We start from the raw sequence: 22,142 nt of genomic DNA, 5'->3' as shown, positions 1-22,142 counted from the left end.
GGGATGTCCATGAAGGTCAGAGATATATTTAAGTGTAAGAAAATGGTTGGTGTATCTCTTCTTATCTTTATTTTTGTAATTGGCTTATTAGCACCAGGGGTATCTCCTCATGACCCTCTGGAAGTAAATCTCTCTAAACGCCTATTATCGCCAAATTTCGAATATCCCTTTGGAACGGATCATTTAGGACGTTGTATCTTATCACGAATTATTTATGGGATAAGAGTAAGTGTTGTGTATTCTGTGATCATTATGCTTTTAACCTTTGTTATTAGCCTTCCTATTGCTTTATTTATAGGATATTTTCGTGGGAGGTTAGACTATTTGATCATGCGTTTCATCGATGTCACCCTTGCCATTCCAGATATTATCCTGGCAATAACGATTGTTGGCGTATTAGGTCCCAGTCTTTTCAATATGGTAATGGCTATTTTAATCGTTCGATGGACTAATTATGTTCGGTTCATTCGTAGTTTAGTAATAAAAACATGCGAAGAAGATTATATTTTCTCTGCTCGAATGTCAGGGAATTCACATTTTCGTATCATGAGGTATTATATATTTCCTGTTATTCTCCAAAATCTAGTGGTGTTTGGAACGTTGGATATGGGGAAAATTGTCCTTTTAATAGCAGCACTTTCTTTTTTAGGCCTAGGAACCCAACCTCCGACTCCAGAATGGGGAAGTATGCTACATGATGCCACTTTGTATTTTCAGATTGCGCCATTTGTCATGATTTTTCCGGGACTGGCCCTCTTCCTGTTTATGTTAGCCTGTCAATTAATAGGTGATCAGTATAGTAAACACAGTGTGAAAGAGGTGTAGGAAATTGATTTCAAACAGGCCTCTTTTACGTGTAAAAGATTTAGAAATTTCTTATTATCATAAACCTATCGTTCAAAATATATCTTTTGAATTATTTGCTGGAGAAATGGTCGCTATTACAGGACCAAGTGGATGTGGAAAGAGTGTAACAGCGCATGCAATGGTAGGCATGTTAGGAGATCGGTGGAAGGTGACCAAAGGCCAAATGATTTATAATGACCAGATCATTAACTTTCTTGACGAGAAGGAATGGCAAAGGTTTAGGCGTAAGGAAATTTCCTTACTGATTCAAGAATCTTTAAATGGTTTAAATCCCATTAGAACGATAAAAAAACAAATGGTGGAAACATTAAGACTTAGACAAAAGTGGAAGAGTAAGGAGTTAGAAGAGTACCTACATTCTCTTTTAAATCAGGTTGGTTTTTCTCATCCAAACCTAATATTATCGTCATATCCATTTGAACTTAGTGGGGGAATGCGCCAACGGATTTTATTAGCTATGATGGTCAGCATGAAACCTAAGATATTAATCGCAGATGAACCAACCACTGCACTTGATGCCATAAATAGAGAAAAGGTTTTGACACTATTAAAGAAATTACAGAAGGACTATCAGCTAACCATTTTATTAATCTCTCATGATCAACAAAGTATAAATAAATATGCAAATCGTATTATTCAGATGAATGCTGGAGGAGTGACAAGTTGATCCTATTAGAACTGAAGAATGTGACAAAAGCGTTTCCAAGAAGAGCTAGAAACAAATCATTATTTGTGATAAAGGAATATATTAAGGCGGTTCATCAAATAAATTTTACAATAGCGAGCGGGGAAAGTATTGGTCTAGTAGGGGAAAGTGGAAGTGGAAAAAGTACGTTGGCTAAACTAATCACAAAATTAGAGCCTCTCACATCAGGAGAAATTTGCTTCAGAGGTCAGTCGATAAAGGACAAGAGTAGTCAATGGTTATATAAACATATTCAACTAGTTTTTCAAGACTCTTCGTCATCCCTGTTTCCAAAAATGACAATAAAGGAAATTTTGTTAGAACCTCTTCTTAATTATTATCCAAATGAAAAATCGACATGGGAAGAAAGCTACAAGAAAGTCCTCAGGCTAGTAAATCTTGATGAGTCATATCTTTCAAGATATCCTCATCAATTGAGTGGTGGGCAGAAGCAACGGGTTTGTATTGCGAAGGCCTTGGTTGTAAGACCAGAACTGATAATTTTTGATGAATCCATCTCTAGCCTGGACCTAGATTCGCAACAAGTAATCATAAACATGTTGGAAAATATAAAAAAACAATATAAACTAACCTATTTATTTATTTCACATGACCTAGTGACAACTAGAAAATTTTGTGACCGCATAATGGTAATGTATGACGGAAAACTAGTGGAGACAATTGAGGGGAAAAATACCAATAACATCAAACACTCTTATTCACGTGTACTGTTTAAAACTCTAGATATAATTAGAAACTAAGAAGTGTGAAACATATAAATAATAAAAACCAGTTTCCAAAGGAAACTGGTCTTTCATTATATAAAAATAGTCCTCAGAATTCTTTGTTGAAACATAGTCTCCACCGATTCTCTCAGTAAAATATTGTATGGGGTATATAGTTGTATAGATTTGTAGTTTGTCACTCGTATTCTCAGTATTACTCTCTGTTGACGTAGTACTGTTACAAGCCGACAATACGAACAAAACCGGTTAGAAAAGATAATAGCGAAATCATTTTTTTCTTCAATTTCTCGTCACCCCTCTGTAAAACCATCTCTCTTTATGTTAATCGTAATAATTTCGATTTATGTTGATTATAATAGTAATCATTACGATTTGCAATTGATTATTTGAAAAATTTATGAAAAGAGCAAAGGTAGAAGCATCAGCAAAAATTTTCAAAAAGGGGGTTGTGTTTATTTTTCATTTTGTTTAGAATGTAAATCGTAACAATTACGATTAAAGGGAAGGAGGTCAAAAAATGTTTGATTGGTTAGTGATCGGAGGCGGAATTCATGGCTGTACGATTTCAACGTATTTACTTAAACATGGGAAAGTTCGAAATGAGAAACTATGTATCATCGATCCCCATTCGGAGCCCATGGCAAGATGGAAACGAAATACGGAAAGAATCGGTATGACATTTCTTCGGTCTCCGTCCGTTCATCATATTGATGTTCATCCTTTTAGTTTGCTGCAATTCGGAAAGCAAACCGATCTACATAACCCATTTTATGGGGTGTATAACCGTCCATCGCTACAATTGTTTAACGACCATAGTGAAAAAATAATTTCTGATTTCAACTTGAAGAAAAGTTGGTATAGAGGAGTAGTGGAAAAGGTTCAAAAAGCTAAAGGGGGATGGGAAGTAACAACGGAAGATGGAAAAATGATTCAATCGAAAAATGTGGTCATAGCGATTAGTGTAAATGAGCAACTATTGGTACCTGATTGGGCAAAGGAACTTGCTTTCCATTCTCCGAAACAGGTTCACCATATATTTGACGATAAGCTCGAAAATCTAAAGGAAATGAAACCTCCGATTGCAATCATTGGGGGAGGGATTACGGCAGCTCATCTTGCCATCAAGATGGCAAGAGAATTTCCTGGTGAAGTGACCTTAATCAAACGTCATCCTTTTCGGGTTCATGATTTTGATAGTGATCCAGGCTGGTTAGGGGTAAAACGACAAGGGCCCTATCGTAGGGTGATGGATTATACGATTCGTCGAGAACAGATAAAAGAGGCTAGATTAAAAGGCTCTGTACCTAAGGACGTCTTTCATAAAATAAAGGGTCTAGAAGCTAAGCAAAAGCTACGTATTGTTGACGGAGAAGTAAACTCTTATGCAATGGAACAGGAGTATCTAACCCTACACGTAAGCTCTAAGTCTTATCAAGCCCGACATGTATTACTTGCAACAGGATTTTACCCAACAAGACCTGGCAACTGGGTAGAGAAACTGATTGAAGAAGAACATTTACATTGTGCCAATTGTGGCTATCCAATTGTCAGCAAAAACCTTCAGTGGTGTCCGCATTTGTATGTGATGGGACCGTTGGCAGAGTTGGAGATCGGCCCAATTGCTAGAAATATTTCTGGTGCCAGACAGGCAGCCGAAAAAATTGTTGCTAGTTTATAAAATTTAAATCGTAATGATTCCTAAAAATGAACAAGGGAGAGAAGAGGATGAGAAAGGTACCGGTAACGGTTTTAAGTGGATACTTAGGTTCGGGGAAGACGACCTTGTTAAATCATGTGTTACAAAACAAAGAAAATTTAAAGTTTGCCGTTATTGTTAACGATATGAGCGAGGTAAATATTGATGCGTCCATGGTGAAAAAAGGTGGATTCAGCCGCACGGAAGAAAAGCTGGTTGAAATGCAGAATGGCTGTATTTGCTGTACATTGCGCGAGGACTTAATGGTGGAAGTAGAGCGGCTTGTGAAAGAAGGGGATATTGATTATATCTTGATCGAATCATCGGGGATTTCTGAGCCTGTACCCGTTGCACAAACGTTTAGTTATTTGGATGAAGACTTAGGAATGAACCTGTCTGAGTACTGTCAACTGGATACGATGGTGACGGTGGTTGACGCGAATCGTTTTTGGCATGACTTTGCTTCAGGTGAAAGTCTCCTTGATAGAAAACAGGCGAATGATGAAACCGATACAAGGGAAGTGGTAGATCTACTCATAGATCAGATTGAATTTGCGAATGTTCTTATCTTAAATAAAATTGATTTAGTGAGTCAAGAAAGCATGGAGGAATTAAAAGCCGTGCTTCAAAAGCTGAACCCAGAGGCGAAAGTGGTTGAAAGTGCACATTCTGTTGTTGCTTTATCAAATATCCTACATACGGGGCTGTTTGATTTTGACAAAGCAAGTCAAGCGGCAGGCTGGATTAAGGAGTTAAATGAAGAGCATACACCAGAGACAGAGGAGTACGGAATCTCTTCCTTTGTGTATCGCAGTAGAAAGCCATTTCATCCAGAAAGATGGAATCATTGGTTGGAAAATTGGCCATCAGAAATTGTTCGTGCGAAGGGGTTCTTCTGGTTAGCGACTCGAAACGATATGACAGGTCTACTCTCGCAGGCTGGGCCCTCTATTATCTTTCAGGGAGCAGGAGAATGGATTGCCGCAGCTCCTAAAGAAGAACAAGCGAGAATTCTGGAGGAGGAACCAGAATTACTGGAACGTTGGGATAAGGAGTATGGTGACCGAATGAATGAACTTGTTTTTATCGGCATAGATTTTAACAAAGAAGAACTGATAGAGAGCCTAGATGCCTGTTTATTAACAGAAGAGGAAATGGATCAAGATTGGAACAAGCTAAGTGATCCACTGCCACCTTTTTATGTAGAAGAAGTAACGGTGTGAGGAAGATTTATGACTCGTTGGGTATCAAATAGGAGGTTACAGAGGTCATAAAGTGAAAGTTATGACGTCTGATGCATGGGATAAGGAAGGGGAGAAGTCATAAAGAGAGTGTTATGACTTCCGTAGCGAGAAAAAGGAAGAGCATTTGTCATAAAAAATAATCGGAGGTAAAAAAATATGAAACCAAATACACATCCTACTTACAATAAAGTGGTCTTTATGGACGTGAACAGTGGCTATAAATTCTTAACCGGTTCTACAAAAAGATCGAACGAGAAGATTGAATGGGAAGATGGAAATACGTACCCCTTACTAAAAGTAGAAGTTAGTTCGGACACCCATCCCTTCTACACAGGCAAGCAGAAGTTCGCAGATAAAGGCGGAAGAGTGGATCGTTTCCTTCAGAAATACAATATGAAAGAAAAATAAATCGTAATGATTATGCTTATCATATAGGAGGAGTCTAATATGGCAAAGAAGTCTAAAGTGGCAAAAGAACTTAAAAGACAAAAGCTAGTGGAACAATACGCAGAAAAGAGAAGAGAACTAAAGGAAAAAGGGGATTATGAAGCGTTAAGTAAGCTACCACGTGATTCAGCTCCTTCCCGTCTTCACAATCGCTGCTTAGTGACTGGCAGACCAAGAGGATATTTGAGAAAATTTAAGATGTCGCGTATTGCCTTTCGTGAGCTTGCCCATAAGGGTCAGATCCCTGGTGTAAAGAAATCCAGCTGGTAAAAGAAAGAAGGGCATGGATCATGAATGAAAAAATGATGGAGGTTTTCGTAAGAAATATTGTAGCTTCCTTGCCAAGGAATCGGAGAAAGCTCTACCAATTTATTGAAAGCATTGAAGATTCTCTTGCTCAGCAATCCGATACGAGGGAAGAATTCTTAGCCCTTCTAAGGGAACATTCCCCACACCATCAAGCGGCCGAGCGATTCAACATGTCAATAGAAGAAACGGTAAGGGTCATGCATGACATTGAAGATGAAATTAGCGAAAAGCTTGAAAATAAACTGAAGAATTATAAGTGGATTGATTTTACTGAACAATTACATGGAAAGCAAGTAGAAACCAATCAACAGGTACAGTATTTCTTTGTTACCTCGTAGGATAGTAAGGCTGATTTTAAAAAGAAATCAGCCTTATTTTTTATGAAGGCTGTGGTAAATGTTAAATAGATAATTAGAAAAAAACAAAGGGAACCAAACTAGAATGGTTTCCCAATCCTTGTTCAACTAAGCATACTTTAATAAGAATATACAGATTTTAACTTTCTACCGATAATTTAGCAGATACAGCCATTAGTTCTAATTCTCTTTCCCAAACAGAAAATTGACCGATATGGTGAATTATATCCTTATCGAAAAAAAATTCAAATCGTATTTCAAAACCCGACAGCTGCTTAATCCAAAGCTGAAAATAAAAGAATCCATCTTTGAACCTTATGAACAGTATAGAAAAGAATTCGTCCTTAGTCATTTTTCCTATACCTCAAAGGACGCATTATCCGACAGCTTCTTGAAGCGGTGGAACTGCCTTCACATGTAGCGAATCAATATCCGCATGAATTAAGTGGCGGACAAAAGCAACGTGTAACGATTGCGCGTTCGATCAGTATTGAGCCAGATCTGATTGTTCTAGATGAGCCGACCGCAAGCTTAGATGTGATTTCCCAGGGGGCCGTGCTCACTCTTTTAACAGAGCTTCGTGAAACCTTGAATCTTTCTTATTTGTTTATTTCACATGATCTTGCTGCCGTTAACCAAATGAGCCAAAGAATCATGGTTATGAAAGATGGGGAGATAGTCGATTAGTTCAACCAAGAACAGCTATTTAGTACCGATCGCCATCCTTATACAAAAGAACTGATATCCATTTTCTAATGAAAAAAACCAGTCTCCAATGGAAACTGGTTTCTCTCATATGTAGTGCCGCATTTGCCGTATTAAAGGATAAGAAAGTTTTAAACCACCACTCCTCAAAGTGGGTGTTCGCAGAAACATTCCTGCCTGTCCTCCTTGTCGTATAGACGGAGACTTGTCATTCGTGTTTCGATGTTAAACTCCCTATTACAGCTTAAAGGTTAAAACTTTATTATGAATACGAACAATGCAGCTGATGTACTTATATTACTATGATTTGATGTTTAATTCAATGGTAATCATTCCTCATGCATCCTCTAACTTACACTTGCAATACTAGGAGAGGCACGATTTTTAAACCATAAGCCATTAGAAGAATGCCAGGTGGAGATATTCACTTGGCATTTTTCTTTACCCAGCTGCTAATTATTTCATGTTAAAATATTCCTATATACTAAAGCCTTTTGAGGAGTACCTATGCTAAAACCAAAACGCTCGATCAAACAATTGAAAGAAACCGCGTCTCGGCAGTTTACCGATCGTGAGGAGCCGAGACGGTCGTATATTAATGCCTTCCAATCGTTATCCCACGAGCAATATAAAGTACTCGTCTATTATGGAGTCGGGGGGATTGGCAAGTCACGATTGCAAAAAGAATTACAACATATGACCAGTACACTTGATGACACTGCCATAAAAGTGACGATTGATTTTCGCGAAGAAAAACACCGGGATCCTTCAGAAGCCCTGATTTGGTTTCGCCAGCAATTAACACAGGAGCATAACATCAAATTTACGACCTTTGATTTGGCGTATGCGATTTATTGGAGTCGGATGAAATCGCAAATCACGATGAAGTCTGAGCGAAAGTCGATTCCATTTTTAGAAGAAGGAAGCTTTGTGGCTGAATTAGTCACACAACTTGAAAATCTCCCGGTCGTTCAATGGATTCCGAAGACGATCAAGCTCATTGATGGCCTAGCCAACTACCGGGACGTGATGCAATGGTGGAATCGAATTGGCAAAGAAATACTAGCTGACTTGAAGGACATGCACCCAAAGGATATTGAAGACATGCTTTTGGTGTATTGGGCGGCAGATGTAATCAGTTGGTTGAAAAAAACAAACAAAAAAGCGGTGTTCTTTTTCGATACCTATGAAGCCTTATGGGAAAAGGATCGTTCGGTCGGTTCCTTCGATGAAAGGGACGAGTGGATTAAGGAATTGATCCTGCAATTTGACGAGGTCTCGGTCCTAAATGTCATTTGTGGCCGAGAAAAACTCGTCTGGGAAAAAAGCAATCCGGAGTGGAATTCGGTAGTTGAGCAGCATTTAATGGGGGAACTATCTCCAACGGACTGCAAAAGCTTTCTGAATTCCTGCCTCATTTCAGATGAATTCATCCAAGGGGCGATCATCCAAGGAAGCGAAGGACTTCCCTACTATCTAGACTTAATGGTAGATACGTATCAGCTCATTTCAAGAAAACAAGTGCCTGAGGTAGCGGACTTTTCAAAGCGTCCAGAAGAAGTGCTTCATCGCTTTTTAAAATATTTAGACCGTCCGGAAAAAGAAACGTTAAAAATCTTATCGGTTCCAAGATTTTGGACAGAGGATCTTTTTGTCGAGCTCGTCACTGAATTCAAAACCTTTTATCCTGTGACGGCATTTCCCGAGCTTTGTGAATTCTCCTTTATCCAAGAGCTAGATCAGGACGGATCCTGGTCGATGCATAAGTTGATGAAGCAAGGGCTGTATCATCAGGTGGAGGAGCAAACACCCTCATTGTTCCAGCAAGTTCATACGTTTCTTCATACCTATTATTCTAAAAGACTGGATCAGCAGGAGGAACTTCCAACCGCATTTGTGGAGGCCCTTCATCACGGGGAAAGGGTCCTCACCACGGATAAATTAGTTGACTGGCTTTCTCAATACTCTGTGGTGATGACCAATAACGGGCATTGGAGTTCGTTAATCAAAGAGTATGAAAGATTAGCGGAGGAGTACAGTGACTGGCAAGTACAGACGCTGGTACAACAAGGTCTATGTGAACTGTATCTGTTAAATGGACAATATGAGTTAGCAGAAGCGCGGGCGAATAGGGCGATTCAGCTTTACGAAATACAGGGTGAAGGTCAGATACAAATTGCCTATCTTCAAAAGAAGCTGGGAGACTTGTACCGAAATACCAATGACTATGAAAAAGCGGTTTATGCGTTTGTGAGTGCAATTCAAGAATTAGAAAAAGTCCAAGAAGAACCACAAGTTCTACAAGAGATCGCTTGGATTTCCACACGACTAGGAAAAATCTATAAACTTCAATCCAAATACGAGCTAGCACAACAATCGTATCAGAAGGCTTTAGACAAGTGCTCTAGGTTAATTGAATGGGGTGAACCATCAGCTGAACTATACGCCACCCTCGGGCAAGTGCACGAAAAATTAGGAGAGTTACAGAATGATGAAGGGTCACTTGGCGAGGATCTTCATCATTTTTACCAATCCATTCAATCCTATGAGCAGGCGCTGTCATCGAAGGAGCTAAAAGATACCATCACCATCCGGGCGCACCAAGGTCTGGCCTATAAACGTCTGGCAGAGGCCATTTCTAAAAAAGAAGAGAAACTAGCAAACTTCCATCAAGCGATTTCCATCTACAATGAAGTGATCGAGAAGGCACCGGAATATGTGGATGGGTATGAAATGCGAGGACATGCGTCAGTGGATCTGTTGGATTTGTATGCCGACCTCGGTCAATTCAGTCCAGCCTTTGAAAGCTTTCAACTCGCCGTGGAGTCGTTTGAAACAGCGCTAGAGCTTTCAGAAGTCCAAGGAAGTTCAAGAAATAGGCTCAGTTCTGCGTATCGCTCACTTGGAAGATTGTATAGAAAACAAAAGAACTACTCATTAGCCATTGAAGCGTTCCAAACGTCACTAATCAAAAGTGATGAATTGTTCCAGCATTCTCCCGAATACATTTATGCCCACAACAGTCGAGGCAAGATCTATCGGGAAATGGGAGATTGTTATTTAGATATGAAGGAAGAGGAGCAGGCCGTTCGTTCCTATAAAGAGAGTGTAGTATGCTTTAAGAAACAACTGGAACATTCGCCAGGGTCCAAGACAGCCATGGTTAATATTGAGAGATTAGAGAAATTAATCGTTCGTTTTTTAGCATAAGATGAGTAAGTAAAACTAGATATTCTTATATTGAAAAGAGGTGAGGGGATGAACAACATTATTTTGTTCGATGGAGAATGTAACTTTTGTGATCATAGCGTTCAATTCATCATCAAAAGAGATAAAAATGCCGTATACAAATTCACCTCGCTACAAAGTGAAATAGGGCAAGAGATAAAAAGAAAGTACCAAGTGCCTGAACATATGGACAGCATAATTTTAGTAAAAGACGATAAGTGTTACTTTAAGTCTGCGGCCGCTCTTCGGATCAGCAAGCATTTATCAGGCGGTTGGAAGCTCTTATACGTACTTTCCATCATACCAAAACCTATACGAGACTATTTCTACGATATCCTTGCCAAGAATAGATACAAATGGTTCGGAAAAAAGGATCATTGCATGATACCGTCACCAGAAATAAGAAAACGCTTTTTATAGAAAGGGAGAGGCCTATGAAAAAAGTGGTTATAGCCGGGGGAACGGGCTTTATCGGCGAATACTTTCAAAAGAGATTCGAAGACCAAGGGTACGAGGTGAAAATCATCTCGAGGCAAAAACAGCATATTTCATGGGAAGACAAGGAAGACATGGTTGAAGCTTTAGAGGATGCTGAACTCTTAATTAACCTTGCAGGTAAATCAGTCAATTGCCGATACAACGAGGTAAACAGGAATGAGATCATGAATTCAAGGGTGAAGACTACAACGATCCTTGGAGAATCCATTCAAGCGTGTACCCATCCACCTAAGACCTGGGTAAACTCCAGTACAGCAACCATTTATCGACACGCAGAAGACCGTCCGATGACGGAAGAAAACGGAGAAATCGGTTCGGGTTTCTCGGTAGATGTCGCAACCAATTGGGAGAAAACGTTCTTCTCCTTTGACCTTCAAAACACGAGACAAGTCGCCCTACGTATAGCCATCGTTTTAGGAAAAGACGGTGGAGTCATGACTCCTTATAAAAATTTAGTTACATTCGGTCTAGGAGGGCACCAAGGGAACGGAAAGCAAAAGTTCAGTTGGATTCACGTGGAAGACCTATTCCAAATTGTCCTATTTTTAAAAGATAGAAACGATCTGAGCGGGGTGTTCAACTGTTCATCGCCAGCCCCTGTTAGCAATTACGAGTTCATGAGTACCCTCAGAAAGACCATGGGAGTCCCGTTTGGATTACCAAGTCCGAAATGGATGTTAGAAATCGGATCTATATTCATCAAAACCGAAACGGAATTAGTGTTAAAAAGCCGTTGGGTTCTTCCCGAGCGATTACAACATGAAGGCTATACATTTGTCTACCCAACCCTTGATCAGACTTTACAGGACATACTGAACTAAGTCCATTAGGCTTTTATAATTTTTTCAAAGATAAAGAAAAGGGGAAATTCCATGCTTGAAGATACAACCGGTGTCCGTCTCCTCGTATTAAAAGAAATCCTTCTTCGAGAGACGGATGAAGGCAATCAGCTTTCCATTAAACAGTTGGTGGAAAAATTACAAATAGAAATACCCGGATGTACGGCTAATGAGAAAAAAGTAAAAGAATATATCGAAATCTTGAAAGATACCGGATTTGAGATTATTGATAATACCGAAAAGTATGGGAAGAAATACTACAGTCACCAAGATCGATTATTTGAAAAATATCAATTGAGACTGTTAATTGATCCGATTCTATCTGCTCGTTTTATCACCGAAGAAGAAAAGAGAAACATCGTATCCAACGTGAAAAAATTGACAAGTAGCCATGTAGCAAAGTCTCTTCCAGATCCAATTGTTTACCAGCAATCCATTAACCAAGATTACAACCTAATCAAATTACATATTGATAAAATACATGATGCCATTTTTGAAAGTAAGCTGATTAAATTCCAGTACGGAGACTTTAATATTGATAAAGAGTTTCAACTGCGTAAAGGTGGGGAGCATTACCAGATCAAACCACTAGCACTCATTTGGGAATCAGACTTTTATTACTTAATCGGCGAAGATACGAAATACAGTGAAGAAGACAATCCTCGAAACTACCGGTTGGATCGAATGAGAGATGTTGTGATTACCGAAAACAAGTTTGTGAAAAATAGAAGAGACATCAGCAGCTATGTTCAGCAATCTTTTCATATGTTCGGTGGACAAGACGAATGGATCACACTGCAATTCCACTTAAATCGTGTCGCCCTCAATGGAGTGATTGATAAGTTTGGGGTGGATGCAGACATTAGAAAGGGAGATGACAACACCTTTATCTTAAAAGCGAAAGCTAAGCTGAGCGAAGGATTGAAGGGGTGGATTCTTGGATGGGGAAGGCATGTGAAGGTGTTATCTCCTCCGTCTCTTGTAGAGGATATGAAACAGGAGCTAAAGAAGATGATGAGTGCCTATGAAGAGTAGGGTGGTCCAAAAATGGAACACCCCTTTGTTTATAATAGAAAAAAACGGTTTTAACGATAAAAAGGAGGACCAATGATGAAAATTATCCTCGGCTTTTGGCTGGATTCGGCGTCTTATCCGGACGCGCTACACGGCCAAGAGGCATCTGCGGGTACGGTGGTCACGGGATTCAACGGCTTACTTGGGATATTGGAAACACAGTTAGGCTTAACGATTCCAAAGCAATCGGAAAACCTGCGAATTGCTGAGTGGCAAGAAATGTTACGAAAACACGATAACGGGAATAGGCTATATTCTCCATCCTATCAAACCGATTCTTGGAACACAGCGAGAGAATTGCTGCGTCGTCGGGATGAACTCGTCTTAACTGGCTGGGACCCAACGATCCATATGGGCGGAAGCAAATGGTTGGAACTATTAGGAGAACTAGAGCAATCCAATCAAAACCGTACACGGGGATTGCCGGATCGCGTCCGTGCCCTACTAGCTAAGCTCAATGAACCGGTACAAGTACATATCGACACCATCACGATCGTCGATGAGGACGAAACCTTATGGGACCCTTGGTGTAAGCAGTTGATCGAAAAATTGAACCATCATGGAGTGGAAATGGTGAAAGCTCCTGTTGAAAAAGAGAACCAAGAGGAGCCCACAACAGACCTTTCTCTTCTAAAAAGAGTTCTCGCTGGTGAGTCACTGTCTCAAGAAGCAAAGGGGGACGGAAGCTTATTGCTCGTTCGCTCCGAACAAGAATGGGACGCCGCTGATTTTCTCACCAGCTGGCTACAGGAGCATGGCAACGAACAGACGGTCGTTATTAAGGACGAAGGATCTCTATTATTGGACGAGCTTCTTCACCGCCGTGGAGTGGCAGGAGCCGGGGCAGAGGGGGCTTCAAAATGGCGTGCTGTTCTTCAGGTGTTGCCTCTCACGATTGATACGTATTGGAACCCGATCCGAGTTGAGCGAATGATGGAATTGGTTACGATCCCTACGTCTCCCATTCCAGGTCGGATTCGTTATCGATTGGCGACTGCCTTAGCGAATCATCCAGGAATCGGCGGTCCTGTATGGACAGAGGCCATTGAGCAGGGACTTGGCCATTATGAAGAAGCATGGGTGGAAGAAGGACTGGACGATCAGGAAAAGAAAAAGCGCCGGAAAAACCTTGAAGAGAAGTTGGATTTGTGGGTTCGCCACGAGTATTATGACCCGAATGAAGGAATGCCGTTAGAAACCTTCGTTCACATATGTCAAAAAGTGAGCCAATGGGCCGCATCCACCTATCAACGAACGCATGACCCGATCTATGCTCAGGCCATCAAGCATGCGCAGGAAGTATTAGATGGAGTAAGAACGCTTGGAGTGACCTCTGTTTCTCAGCTGCAGGTCGGACGAATCATGGACTCGGTTTTAGGCGAAGGAGCCAAGCTATCTCATTACGGAGAGGAAGCAGCCCCATGGCAGGTGGTTAACCATCCGGGGCAGATTTGGGGAGAAGCAGACACGATCCTTTGGTGGGGATTTCTTAAGAATATGTCAGGACCAAGCATTCGAACGTGGACGGTAAAAGAACGGAATTGGCTCAAGGAGCAAGGGGTCTTTTTAACAGAGGAAGATGTTCGTCGCCGCCGAGAGGCAGCTTCTTGGCAGCAAGCGATCCGTTATGCCAACCGAAAACTGATTTTGTTTGCTCCGGCCAAAGTAAAAGGAGAAGAAATCCCCATTCACCCATTATGGGATGAAATTCGGTATGCCGTCGTGAAAGACCATCATACGGAGAAGAAACTCACCTTGGACCCAGCGGAATGGCGGAAGCAGCCAAGTGTGACCTTATTTGAGGAACCCTTTGAACGCGTGGGGTTGAACAAACGGAACATCCCAGAACCCATCCGCACGTGGCAGGTACCCGAAAAAGTGGTTATCCCTCGAGAAGAGGAATCGGCAACAAGCTTTGAGAGCTTAATTGGTTGTCCTGTTAAATGGACGTTTCGATATGCTGCGAAAGTGAAACCAGGGAGTGCCCTTTCGATCCCTCATGAGTCGCTCATGTTAGGGAATTTAGGACACGTGATACTAGAACATCTGATTACTGAAAAATCCAGCTGGAGCGAGCAAGAAGTGCGCTTAAGAGCAGGGGAATTATTTGATGAGCTCATGCCAAAGTTAGCGGCTCCTCTATTAGAACCAAAAAATAGCATTCGTCGAGATGAAACACGGAGACATTTGCAAACCTCTTTACAGCAATTTTTCAAAGTCTTACATCAAGCGGGTGTTCAGATTCAACATACCGAGCTTGAATTGCAAAAACCGTGGAGCGAAGGTGTCGAGTTCAAAGGAAGATTGGATTTGGTTGGTGAAACCCGTACCGGGAAAAAGATTCTCTTCGATGCGAAATGGTCGAGAAAACCAAGCAATTATAAAGAGCGCTTGGAAAAGGTGTCGATCCAATTAACGCTCTATCATTGGCTGTTAGCGGATCATGAGGATGAAGAACTGCCTGTGGCGTATTTCATGCTGCGTAGTGGACATTTTTACAGTTTGCCACATGAAGACTTTCCTGAAGACTACCATGTACCCGGACCATCGCTTTTAGAGAATCATGACATGGTGCGAAAATCGGTAGAAGACGTGTGGACTCAGCTTCAACAAGGGACGATCATTGCTCCAGGTGTACCATCAAGTGATGCAGAGGAAGCGGGCTCTTTTGCGTCCATCATTGACCCACCTTGTATGTATTGTGAATATCAGAATCTATGTGGAGTAAGGAGGTTGACCACATGAGCGGAAAATTAACCATGTTAAGTGCTGGGGCGGGAGCGGGGAAAACCTTCCGTTTATCAGCTGAAATTGTCAAAGCCATCCAAAATGGGGTGCCTCCGGAAAACATTATGGCAACCACGTTTACAACAAAAGCGGCCGATGAACTGATTGAGCGAGTTCGTCTGAAATTGCTGGAAGCAAACGATCCGGAATCAGCCGCGCGAATCCTCGATGGCTATGTGGGCACGATGAATAGTGTGTTTGGCCGGCTTTTACGAGAATTTGCTCTTGAAATGGGCCTTTCTCCCGTTCAAAAGGTGTTAGCCGAAACAGAAGCGACCATCCTTTTTGATACGGTGGCCGTGGAGGAAATTGACAAATTCTATCGTGATTACCGACTTGTTTTTGAACGATTGGCTCAAGAAGATTGGCGTAAAAAGGTGCTTGAGATATTGAAGCTCGCTCGTGAAAATGGGCTGAGCGCAGACGATGTGAAAGCCTGTGCCGAATATTCGTGGACGACGATGTCGAATTGGCTTCCCGCTCCCCTCGAAAACCCTGGAAAGTTGGACAGCGAGTTAAAGGCGGCCCTGAACTTTGCGAAGCAAGAACTTCCTGGGGAAGATACCACAAAGAAAACCTTGGATGCGGTAGAGTTGATCAAAACATCGCTTGCTGATTGGGAGCGGAACGGATCACTCACCTGGCAAATGTGGGCGAAACTAAGTAAGCTCGATGTTGGGAAAAGCAGTCGTGACGTCGCCTACCCTATACAAGATGCGGCTTCCGTTCATTTCCGTCATCCCGGCCTGCATCAAGATATGAAAGACGCCATTTATGGCTTATTTCTTTGTGCGTCGGAAGCGATGGAAACGTATAAAGTCGAAAAAAGCAAACGAGGCTTGATCGATTTTACGGACCAAGAGTCGCTTGCTCTTCAATTATTAAAGAATGAACCAAATATCGAGGTGTTAAAGGACCGAATTTCGGATGTGTTCATTGACGAATTTCAGGACTCGAGTCCTCTACAAATCGCTTTAAATATGCAGCTTCGTGAAATCGCCCAAAAGGCCACATGGGTGGGAGACGTGAAGCAGGCGATCTATGGCTTTCGAGGCACAGACCCTGAGCTCATGCAAACCGCGATGACGAGCATTCCTGATTTGGACATTGAAATACTCGATGCCTCTTATCGTTCCCGCAAATCTCTAGTCGATTTTGTGAATGCGATATTCGTGCCTGTGTTTGAAGCCAGAGGGATGAGAGCGGACCGTGTCGCATTAGACCCAAAGCGAGAGGACAAGCCGGAACAAGCCGTTGCAGTAGAAGCTTGGTCCTATCTACATTCAAAAAATCAACAAGCCGACGCTGCTCATTTAGCAACAGGTGTCCAGACCATCTTACGTCAAAAAGAACAGTACATCCTTATCGATAAAACCACCCGTGAGCCGCGATCGCTGAAAGCCGGGGATATGGCGATTCTATGCCGATCCAATGATGAATGCGTAAAAATCGCCACCGCACTGTCTAAATTAGGCATTTCTGCGACCGTTGGAGAAGGCGGATTGATGGCGACATCCGAAGTCGTTTTTGCCGTTGCGGCTATGCGTTACTTAGTAGACGCCAATGATACATTGGCACTTGCTGAATTGGTACACTTTTCTTCAGACACCTGGGGAGAAGGACGTTGGCTGACTGATTGGCTTCAAACAGACAAAGGATTGGACACGATCAAGACGGAGCCATTGATCCAAGGTTTGGACCAGGCTCGTCAGAAAATCGTTCAAATGAGCCCTTCCGAAGTGTTGGATTTGGCATTAGTTACATCAAAAGCGGACGAGGTCGCCCTAAGCTGGGGACAGGGAGATCAACGGTTAGCCAATTTGGATGCCCTTCGAAAACTAGCGACCAAGTACGAGGATTTGGCGGGAACCAATGGAACAGCGGCTACCGCGGTTGGATTTCTGTTATTTTTAAATGAAGTCGAAAGAGACAAAGAGTTAAATCTGGTGGCAGAATCCACGGATGAGCATGCTGTAAGAGTGCTCACGTATCACAAGGCCAAAGGGTTAGAGTGGCCTTTCGTGATTCTGAATTCCTTGGAGAAATCGTCTGAAAAGAATGGTCCTCCTCCGGTATTCGATCGACCGATGGCCGTCAGCACCACCCCATTTAATGTGGAAGATCCGCTTCATGGTCGTCGGCTGTATTATTGGCCATGGCCGTATGGAAAAACCTATAGCAAGGTCGGACTAGACGCGCATGTAGCAGAGGCACCAGAACTACAGCAACGCAAGCAACAGCTGCTAGACGAAAATCAACGATTATTATATGTAGGAATGACTCGGGCAAGAGATTATCTCGTGTTTGCCGCACGTGATTTTTCAAAAGTAAAATGGATTCAAGAAATGACCGATGTGTCCGGTCGTCAAGTGCTATCCGCCATTGGAGTGCAAAACGACAATCAAGAAGAAGTGCCCCTTCATAATCGAGACGGAAAAATGATTGTAGATGGGGAGGAATTCCCTTGTAGGGTAAGGGTGCTGTCGATCGAGGAAGCACCAGAAACAGCATTTGAAATGAATGAAGAACAGGATGTTGTCTATGTGGGCAAAACGGTTGAAAGGGTCACCTTTGTCCCTGCAAGATTTAGTCCGAGTGCACTAAAAAGTGAACTGGGCACTGAAGAAACAGATATAAACCTAGAGACAGACACGAATCAAATTCATCCAATCGGTAGCCGTCTGCCACTCTCTGGGAACCCGGACATGGCTCTATTGGGAGAAATGGTGCACGCCTTTTTAGCTGCGGACAATCAGAAGATGGAAAAAGAAGAGCGATTAAGCCTGGCTCAAGCCATTCGGGGCCGCTATAAGATCTCAGCTCTATCCACCGAGTCGATGCTAGAAGCCTCCGACCGACTGGAGGAGTTTTTAACAGAACACTATCCTGAGCTTCTGAAACGACATAGTGAATGGCCCGTTCACTTGCAAAAAGGTCTACAAAAGGCATCCGGCTGGATTGATTTACTGCTATTAACTCCAAAAGGCTGGATTATTGTCGACCATAAAAGCTTTCCGGGAAAAGAAGCCGACTGGGTCTCTCAAGCGACGAGTTACCTCCCGCAATTGCGTACCTATGCAGAGGCCCTTCAGAAAGCAACTGGACAACCGGTCTATGAAGCTTGGATTCATATGCCAGTCGTTGGTGCGATGATTCACTTTTCGGAAGAAGAGTTCATCTTTTAAGGAAATGGCCTATAAATGAGCAAAAATACTCGTATTCGTTCACTAACGACTACGGGTATTTTTTGTTTTATAGGAGGGACGAGGGAGGGGGACAATTCTTATCCTCTTTTCGTATCAGTCAAAGTAAATATATGGTAATATTTAGTTGTATAAAATCTTAAAGGAGTTTCCCTTTTATGAAAATCCTCGGGTTATTTGCGTTGTTTTTTCTGTACGATTGGATACTGAATCGGTATCTACGTAAAAAGTTGCAAATTGAGAAAACTCCATGGGGCATTTACAAACCCTTGAACAACACTCAGAAATGGCTAGAAAGAGCCTTATTAACGGTTCATTTAATTTTACTATTGATTATTGATGACATCTTTCTATTAACCATCCTCTTTTTTGCATTGTTAAACAGTCTACGAGCTTTTATGGAATGGAAATATGAGAAAGAAAAAAAGACATTCGTGTTGACGTTACTTGCAGTCTTTAACATTCTGTTATACGCAACCATCTTTCTAATTTTTAGAGATACGATTGTCTAGTTGCATTCTCTTTAACTGAGAAAGTCGTAGAGTCTTAGGTTTGTATATTAGTTAAATTCAATTTTAGGGGTTGAATCGAGTTGTTTGAAACAGAAAGATGTTTTATCCATACTTTGCAAAAATCGGATACCATGGATGTGAAAAAATTATATATAAATCAGGAAGTAAGAAAATATCTTGGTGGTACACGCGAGGAACATTCAATTGAACAAGTATTAGAAGACATGCTGAATGCAGGCTCGGACTCTTTGTATTGGGTGGTTAGAGAAAAACACACAGAGGATTTTATTGGTTTGGTTTCTCTGGACCCTCACCACGACGGCGTTTACCAAGAAATTTCCTATCAACTGTTACCCTATTGGTGGGGAAAAGGGTATGCATCAGAAGCAGTTCAGGTACTATTAAATTATGCATTAAATGAACTAAACCTATCAAAAGTAATTGCTGAAACGCAAACGGCCAATACATCCTCTTGTAAGCTATTAGAAAGACTAGGGATGGAATTAGAACGAACGATTAGCCGATTTGGGGCTGAGCAAGCCATTTATTCTAAGAAGAACAAATAACAAAACGAAGAAAATGGTTGTTCAGTAAAAAATCTATTCAATTAACTTAAAGAGGGAGAAATAGAATTGGAAAAAATAAAAGCATTACCTGAAAAGATCTCATTTGCTATAGGCTTAACTTTACTATTAGGTAGTGGAGTCTTGTTATTCTTGTTATCACTTTTGTTTCCTATCGGAAAGGTGACTATGATGGTTGTTGGAGGGATTGTTTTTTGTATTGCTTTCTTATTTATAGCGAATGCAGCTGATAAAAGACATAAGAAAACGTAAGAGCCATATGGCCCCCCACAAGCACAAAGTGAAAATGATTTAATTCTCTCCTAATTTACTTTATATTATTACTAACAAGGGGGAGTTAGATGGAACAACAAAATACTTTAACTAAATTAAAAAACTACGCAAGAAATTTAAAACAAAATATATTCATCCTTTATTTATCATACAAAGATAATAGAGTTCCTTGGTATGCTAAATTGGTTGCTATTTGTGTGGTTGCTTATGCTTTTAGTCCTATCGATTTAATCCCTGACTTCATTCCTGTTTTAGGTTATCTTGATGACCTAATTATTGTTCCACTGGGCATTTCACTGGCTTTAAAATTAATACCAACTTACATTATGGAAGAAAACCGAGAAAAGGCTGAAGAAATTAGGAAAAATGGTAAACCAAAAAACTGGTTTGTTGCAGTATTCTTTATTCTAATCTGGATTTTACTTGCGTTTTGGGTTGGTAAATTATTATACGGTTTATTTCATTGAAATTAGTTTAAATACATATAGGGATATGCTTCTTTGCATATCCCTTCTTCAACTAACCCCGTTGAAGCTATAAGTTCAACTCTTAGTGTATATTTTGAGGCAAATTCGATTAAAGTCGCAGTACATCCAGAAACACTTTAATTAGAATTCCCTTCATATGCTTGTCTTAATTTTCCCATATCAATTTTCGTCTTCGTTTGGAGAAGAGCATTCATCACTCTTTCCGATTTTTCAGGATTTTCATCACTTATCATCTCGTTAAGGGATGCAGGAATCACTTGCCAGGAAACTCCGAACTTATCTTTCAACCATCCACAAACTTGTGCCTTTTCGTCTCCACCTTCAGAAAGTTTTTCCCAATAATAGTCTAGTTCTTCCTGTGTCTCACAATTTATAATAAACGAGATCGCTTCTGTAAATGTATAGGTTGGACCGCCATTTAACGCGACAAAAGGGATGCCTTCCAATTCAAATTCAACAGTCATTACCGCTCCTTCTGTACGGCTTTCATGACGTTCTTTTCCGTAGCGGGTGATTCTGCGAATGCTTGAATTCTTAAAGATGGACGTATAAAAGGTGGCTGCTTCTTCTGCTTGGTGATCAAACCATAAATTTGTGGTGATTTTTTGAATTTTATTGTTCACACGTTCGACCCCTAAACCATTATTTTTTATCACGATTGGTGGTTTTGTATTTTTCACCTTTGCTATCATAGGTGATCCATTCACCAACAGGTTCACCCATTTCAAAATACCCGGACCGCTTTATCGTTCCATCGATCCGATACCATTCCCAATAGCCATCTGGCATTTCATCGATGATTTTACCTTTTGACCATATGGTTTTTCCATTGGCATGGTATTTGATCGTGTAATCATCATTCACCTCTAGTTTCTTTTCCTTCACACCGTTTGTGTGTATCATGTCACATTTTTCATTTTCCATGACGAACCTCCGATACCTATTTTAAAATGATACCGTTAACTATTATACAACCAAATAATGAATATTATCTTGATGATCGCTCATCCTTTGTTAGGAGGGAATAGAAATGCGTATTCCACATAAAAAGATCTACCCTGAATGCCCATTTATATCGAGAACCGTAGAGGTGGGGGGACTCTCGAAAGGGGAACTGATCGAGAAGTTGAAGCAATCTTCGATCATGATGAATGAATATGGAAAGAGGCTATTCGCTTCTGATCGGTTTACGACTTCTGAAACAAAATACAGCCTGGAGACGGTGGAATTAACCGTGGGCAACCTTGGCTTTCATGAGGGAGCAACTACCAATCAAATCTATAAAAGAGCGAGCGAACTGGGTTTGGATTTGTGTCCGGTAGAGCTTGGACCTCATCTAAGACTAGCCTATCACGATCAGCCTGAAGGGGAAGTAGGGAATCCATTACAGAAACAACAAGCTCCATCCGGCTCCATCACCATCGCATCTGAAATTCTAACGGAAGAGGACGATTTTCCAAAAGGCTTTTATCTGAGACGAATAAATGGGGTGTTGTGGTTACGCGGATACCGTGCAGATCATCTGCACGTTTGGAATGCTGATGATCATTTTATCTTTTCCAAAAAGTGAGTTTACATCTTCGGTATATCCTTTTTATTAC

Annotated in this window: 23 protein-coding genes and 1 other RNA gene; 20 read left to right on the top strand and 4 right to left on the bottom strand. The window is 41.2% G+C overall.

All coding sequences use genetic code 11. The features are described from left to right. Positions 1–9 precede the first annotated feature (9 nt). From ACFFHF_RS09735 to ACFFHF_RS09700, 8 genes are all read left to right on the top strand, one after another. Complete coding sequence (locus tag ACFFHF_RS09735; protein ID WP_377057955.1) at positions 10–825, top strand: ABC transporter permease; 816 nt, start codon at positions 10–12, stop codon at positions 823–825. A 4-nt stretch (positions 826–829) separates the two neighbouring features. Next, positions 830–1,534, top strand: a complete 705-nt coding sequence (locus ACFFHF_RS09730) for an ATP-binding cassette domain-containing protein (protein WP_377057954.1) — start codon at positions 830–832, stop codon at positions 1,532–1,534. Then, complete coding sequence (locus ACFFHF_RS09725; RefSeq protein WP_377057952.1) at positions 1,531–2,313, top strand: ABC transporter ATP-binding protein; 783 nt, start codon at positions 1,531–1,533, stop codon at positions 2,311–2,313. Before ACFFHF_RS09730 ends, ACFFHF_RS09725 begins: the two co-directional genes overlap by 4 nt. Before the next feature lie 502 nt (positions 2,314–2,815). Further along, positions 2,816–3,976 (top strand): FAD-dependent oxidoreductase, encoded by a 1,161-nt coding sequence (locus ACFFHF_RS09720; protein ID WP_160547597.1) that lies wholly within the window; start codon positions 2,816–2,818, stop codon positions 3,974–3,976. A gap of 47 nt (positions 3,977–4,023) precedes the next feature. After that, entirely contained in the window at positions 4,024–5,217 is a 1,194-nt protein-coding gene (locus ACFFHF_RS09715; RefSeq protein WP_160547596.1) for a GTP-binding protein, read from the top strand. 177 nt (positions 5,218–5,394) lie between these two features. Then, positions 5,395–5,646 carry a type B 50S ribosomal protein L31 gene (locus tag ACFFHF_RS09710; RefSeq protein WP_160547595.1) on the top strand — a complete coding sequence of 84 codons (252 nt, stop codon included), beginning with the start codon at positions 5,395–5,397 and terminating at the stop codon, positions 5,644–5,646. 39 nt (positions 5,647–5,685) lie between these two features. Next, on the top strand, positions 5,686–5,955 hold the full coding sequence (gene rpsN, locus ACFFHF_RS09705; RefSeq protein WP_160547594.1) for a 30S ribosomal protein S14: 270 nt from the start codon (positions 5,686–5,688) through the stop codon (positions 5,953–5,955). Positions 5,956–5,975: 20 nt separating this feature from the next. Continuing rightward, complete coding sequence (locus tag ACFFHF_RS09700) at positions 5,976–6,332, top strand: hypothetical protein (protein WP_340903773.1); 357 nt, start codon at positions 5,976–5,978, stop codon at positions 6,330–6,332. A gap of 157 nt (positions 6,333–6,489) precedes the next feature. Here ACFFHF_RS09700 and ACFFHF_RS09695 read toward each other — a convergent pair whose 3' ends face one another. Further along, positions 6,490–6,702 carry a hypothetical protein gene (locus ACFFHF_RS09695; protein WP_340903772.1) on the bottom strand — a complete coding sequence of 71 codons (213 nt, stop codon included), beginning with the start codon at positions 6,700–6,702 and terminating at the stop codon, positions 6,490–6,492. 23 nt (positions 6,703–6,725) lie between these two features. Here ACFFHF_RS09695 and ACFFHF_RS09690 point away from each other — a divergent pair, with 23 nt between their 5' ends. Then, a complete protein-coding gene (locus ACFFHF_RS09690) occupies positions 6,726–7,037 on the top strand; it encodes an ATP-binding cassette domain-containing protein (RefSeq protein ID WP_340906231.1) in 312 nt (103 codons plus the stop codon). Between the two features lie 110 nt (positions 7,038–7,147). On the opposite strand, the gene ssrS is transcribed toward ACFFHF_RS09690, so the two are convergent. After that, a non-coding RNA gene (ssrS, locus tag ACFFHF_RS09685) (6S RNA) lies at positions 7,148–7,344 on the bottom strand. A 218-nt stretch (positions 7,345–7,562) separates the two neighbouring features. Here ssrS and ACFFHF_RS09680 point away from each other — a divergent pair. The 10 genes from ACFFHF_RS09680 to ACFFHF_RS09635 all read left to right on the top strand — a co-directional run bounded on the left by ACFFHF_RS09680 (position 7,563) and on the right by ACFFHF_RS09635 (position 20,520). After that, positions 7,563–10,265, top strand: coding sequence for a tetratricopeptide repeat protein (locus ACFFHF_RS09680; protein WP_160547593.1), 2,703 nt, complete (start codon positions 7,563–7,565; stop codon positions 10,263–10,265). A gap of 48 nt (positions 10,266–10,313) precedes the next feature. Continuing rightward, positions 10,314–10,703 carry a DCC1-like thiol-disulfide oxidoreductase family protein gene (locus tag ACFFHF_RS09675; protein WP_160547592.1) on the top strand — a complete coding sequence of 130 codons (390 nt, stop codon included), beginning with the start codon at positions 10,314–10,316 and terminating at the stop codon, positions 10,701–10,703. A gap of 14 nt (positions 10,704–10,717) precedes the next feature. Next, positions 10,718–11,602 carry a TIGR01777 family oxidoreductase gene (locus ACFFHF_RS09670; RefSeq protein ID WP_160547591.1) on the top strand — a complete coding sequence of 295 codons (885 nt, stop codon included), beginning with the start codon at positions 10,718–10,720 and terminating at the stop codon, positions 11,600–11,602. Positions 11,603–11,653: 51 nt separating this feature from the next. Then, positions 11,654–12,655, top strand: coding sequence for a helix-turn-helix transcriptional regulator (locus tag ACFFHF_RS09665; RefSeq protein WP_160547590.1), 1,002 nt, complete (start codon positions 11,654–11,656; stop codon positions 12,653–12,655). Between the two features lie 72 nt (positions 12,656–12,727). Continuing rightward, positions 12,728–15,439 (top strand): RecB family exonuclease, encoded by a 2,712-nt coding sequence (locus ACFFHF_RS09660; protein ID WP_160547589.1) that lies wholly within the window; start codon positions 12,728–12,730, stop codon positions 15,437–15,439. Next, positions 15,412–18,666, top strand: coding sequence for a UvrD-helicase domain-containing protein (locus ACFFHF_RS09655; RefSeq protein WP_377057951.1), 3,255 nt, complete (start codon positions 15,412–15,414; stop codon positions 18,664–18,666). Before ACFFHF_RS09660 ends, ACFFHF_RS09655 begins: the two co-directional genes overlap by 28 nt. Positions 18,667–18,842: 176 nt before the next feature. After that, positions 18,843–19,196: a DUF4181 domain-containing protein gene (locus tag ACFFHF_RS09650; protein WP_160547587.1), complete on the top strand. Its 354-nt coding sequence runs from the start codon at positions 18,843–18,845 to the stop codon at positions 19,194–19,196. An 80-nt stretch (positions 19,197–19,276) separates the two neighbouring features. Further along, positions 19,277–19,762, top strand: coding sequence for a GNAT family N-acetyltransferase (locus ACFFHF_RS09645; RefSeq protein WP_160547586.1), 486 nt, complete (start codon positions 19,277–19,279; stop codon positions 19,760–19,762). Positions 19,763–19,828: 66 nt separating this feature from the next. Next, positions 19,829–20,032, top strand: a complete 204-nt coding sequence (locus ACFFHF_RS09640) for a hypothetical protein (RefSeq protein ID WP_160547585.1) — start codon at positions 19,829–19,831, stop codon at positions 20,030–20,032. 89 nt (positions 20,033–20,121) lie between these two features. Beyond that, complete coding sequence (locus ACFFHF_RS09635; protein WP_160547584.1) at positions 20,122–20,520, top strand: YkvA family protein; 399 nt, start codon at positions 20,122–20,124, stop codon at positions 20,518–20,520. A 137-nt stretch (positions 20,521–20,657) separates the two neighbouring features. Here ACFFHF_RS09635 and ACFFHF_RS09630 read toward each other — a convergent pair whose 3' ends face one another. Next, complete coding sequence (locus tag ACFFHF_RS09630) at positions 20,658–21,164, bottom strand: VOC family protein (protein WP_377057949.1); 507 nt, start codon at positions 21,162–21,164, stop codon at positions 20,658–20,660. 19 nt (positions 21,165–21,183) lie between these two features. Further along, the gene (locus ACFFHF_RS09625) at positions 21,184–21,465 is read right to left on the bottom strand and encodes a toxin-antitoxin system YwqK family antitoxin (protein WP_160547583.1); all 282 of its coding nucleotides are present in this window, start codon (positions 21,463–21,465) and stop codon (positions 21,184–21,186) included. A 106-nt stretch (positions 21,466–21,571) separates the two neighbouring features. Between ACFFHF_RS09625 and ACFFHF_RS09620 the strand changes: the two genes are divergently transcribed. Continuing rightward, complete coding sequence (locus ACFFHF_RS09620; RefSeq protein ID WP_160547582.1) at positions 21,572–22,111, top strand: helicase; 540 nt, start codon at positions 21,572–21,574, stop codon at positions 22,109–22,111. The last annotated feature ends 31 nt before the right edge of the window (positions 22,112–22,142 follow it).

The organism is Robertmurraya beringensis, assembly GCF_042433785.1.
Lineage (GTDB): Bacteria > Bacillota > Bacilli > Bacillales > Cytobacillaceae > Robertmurraya_A > Robertmurraya_A beringensis.
This window is presented reverse-complemented; position numbering and strand designations above follow the sequence as displayed.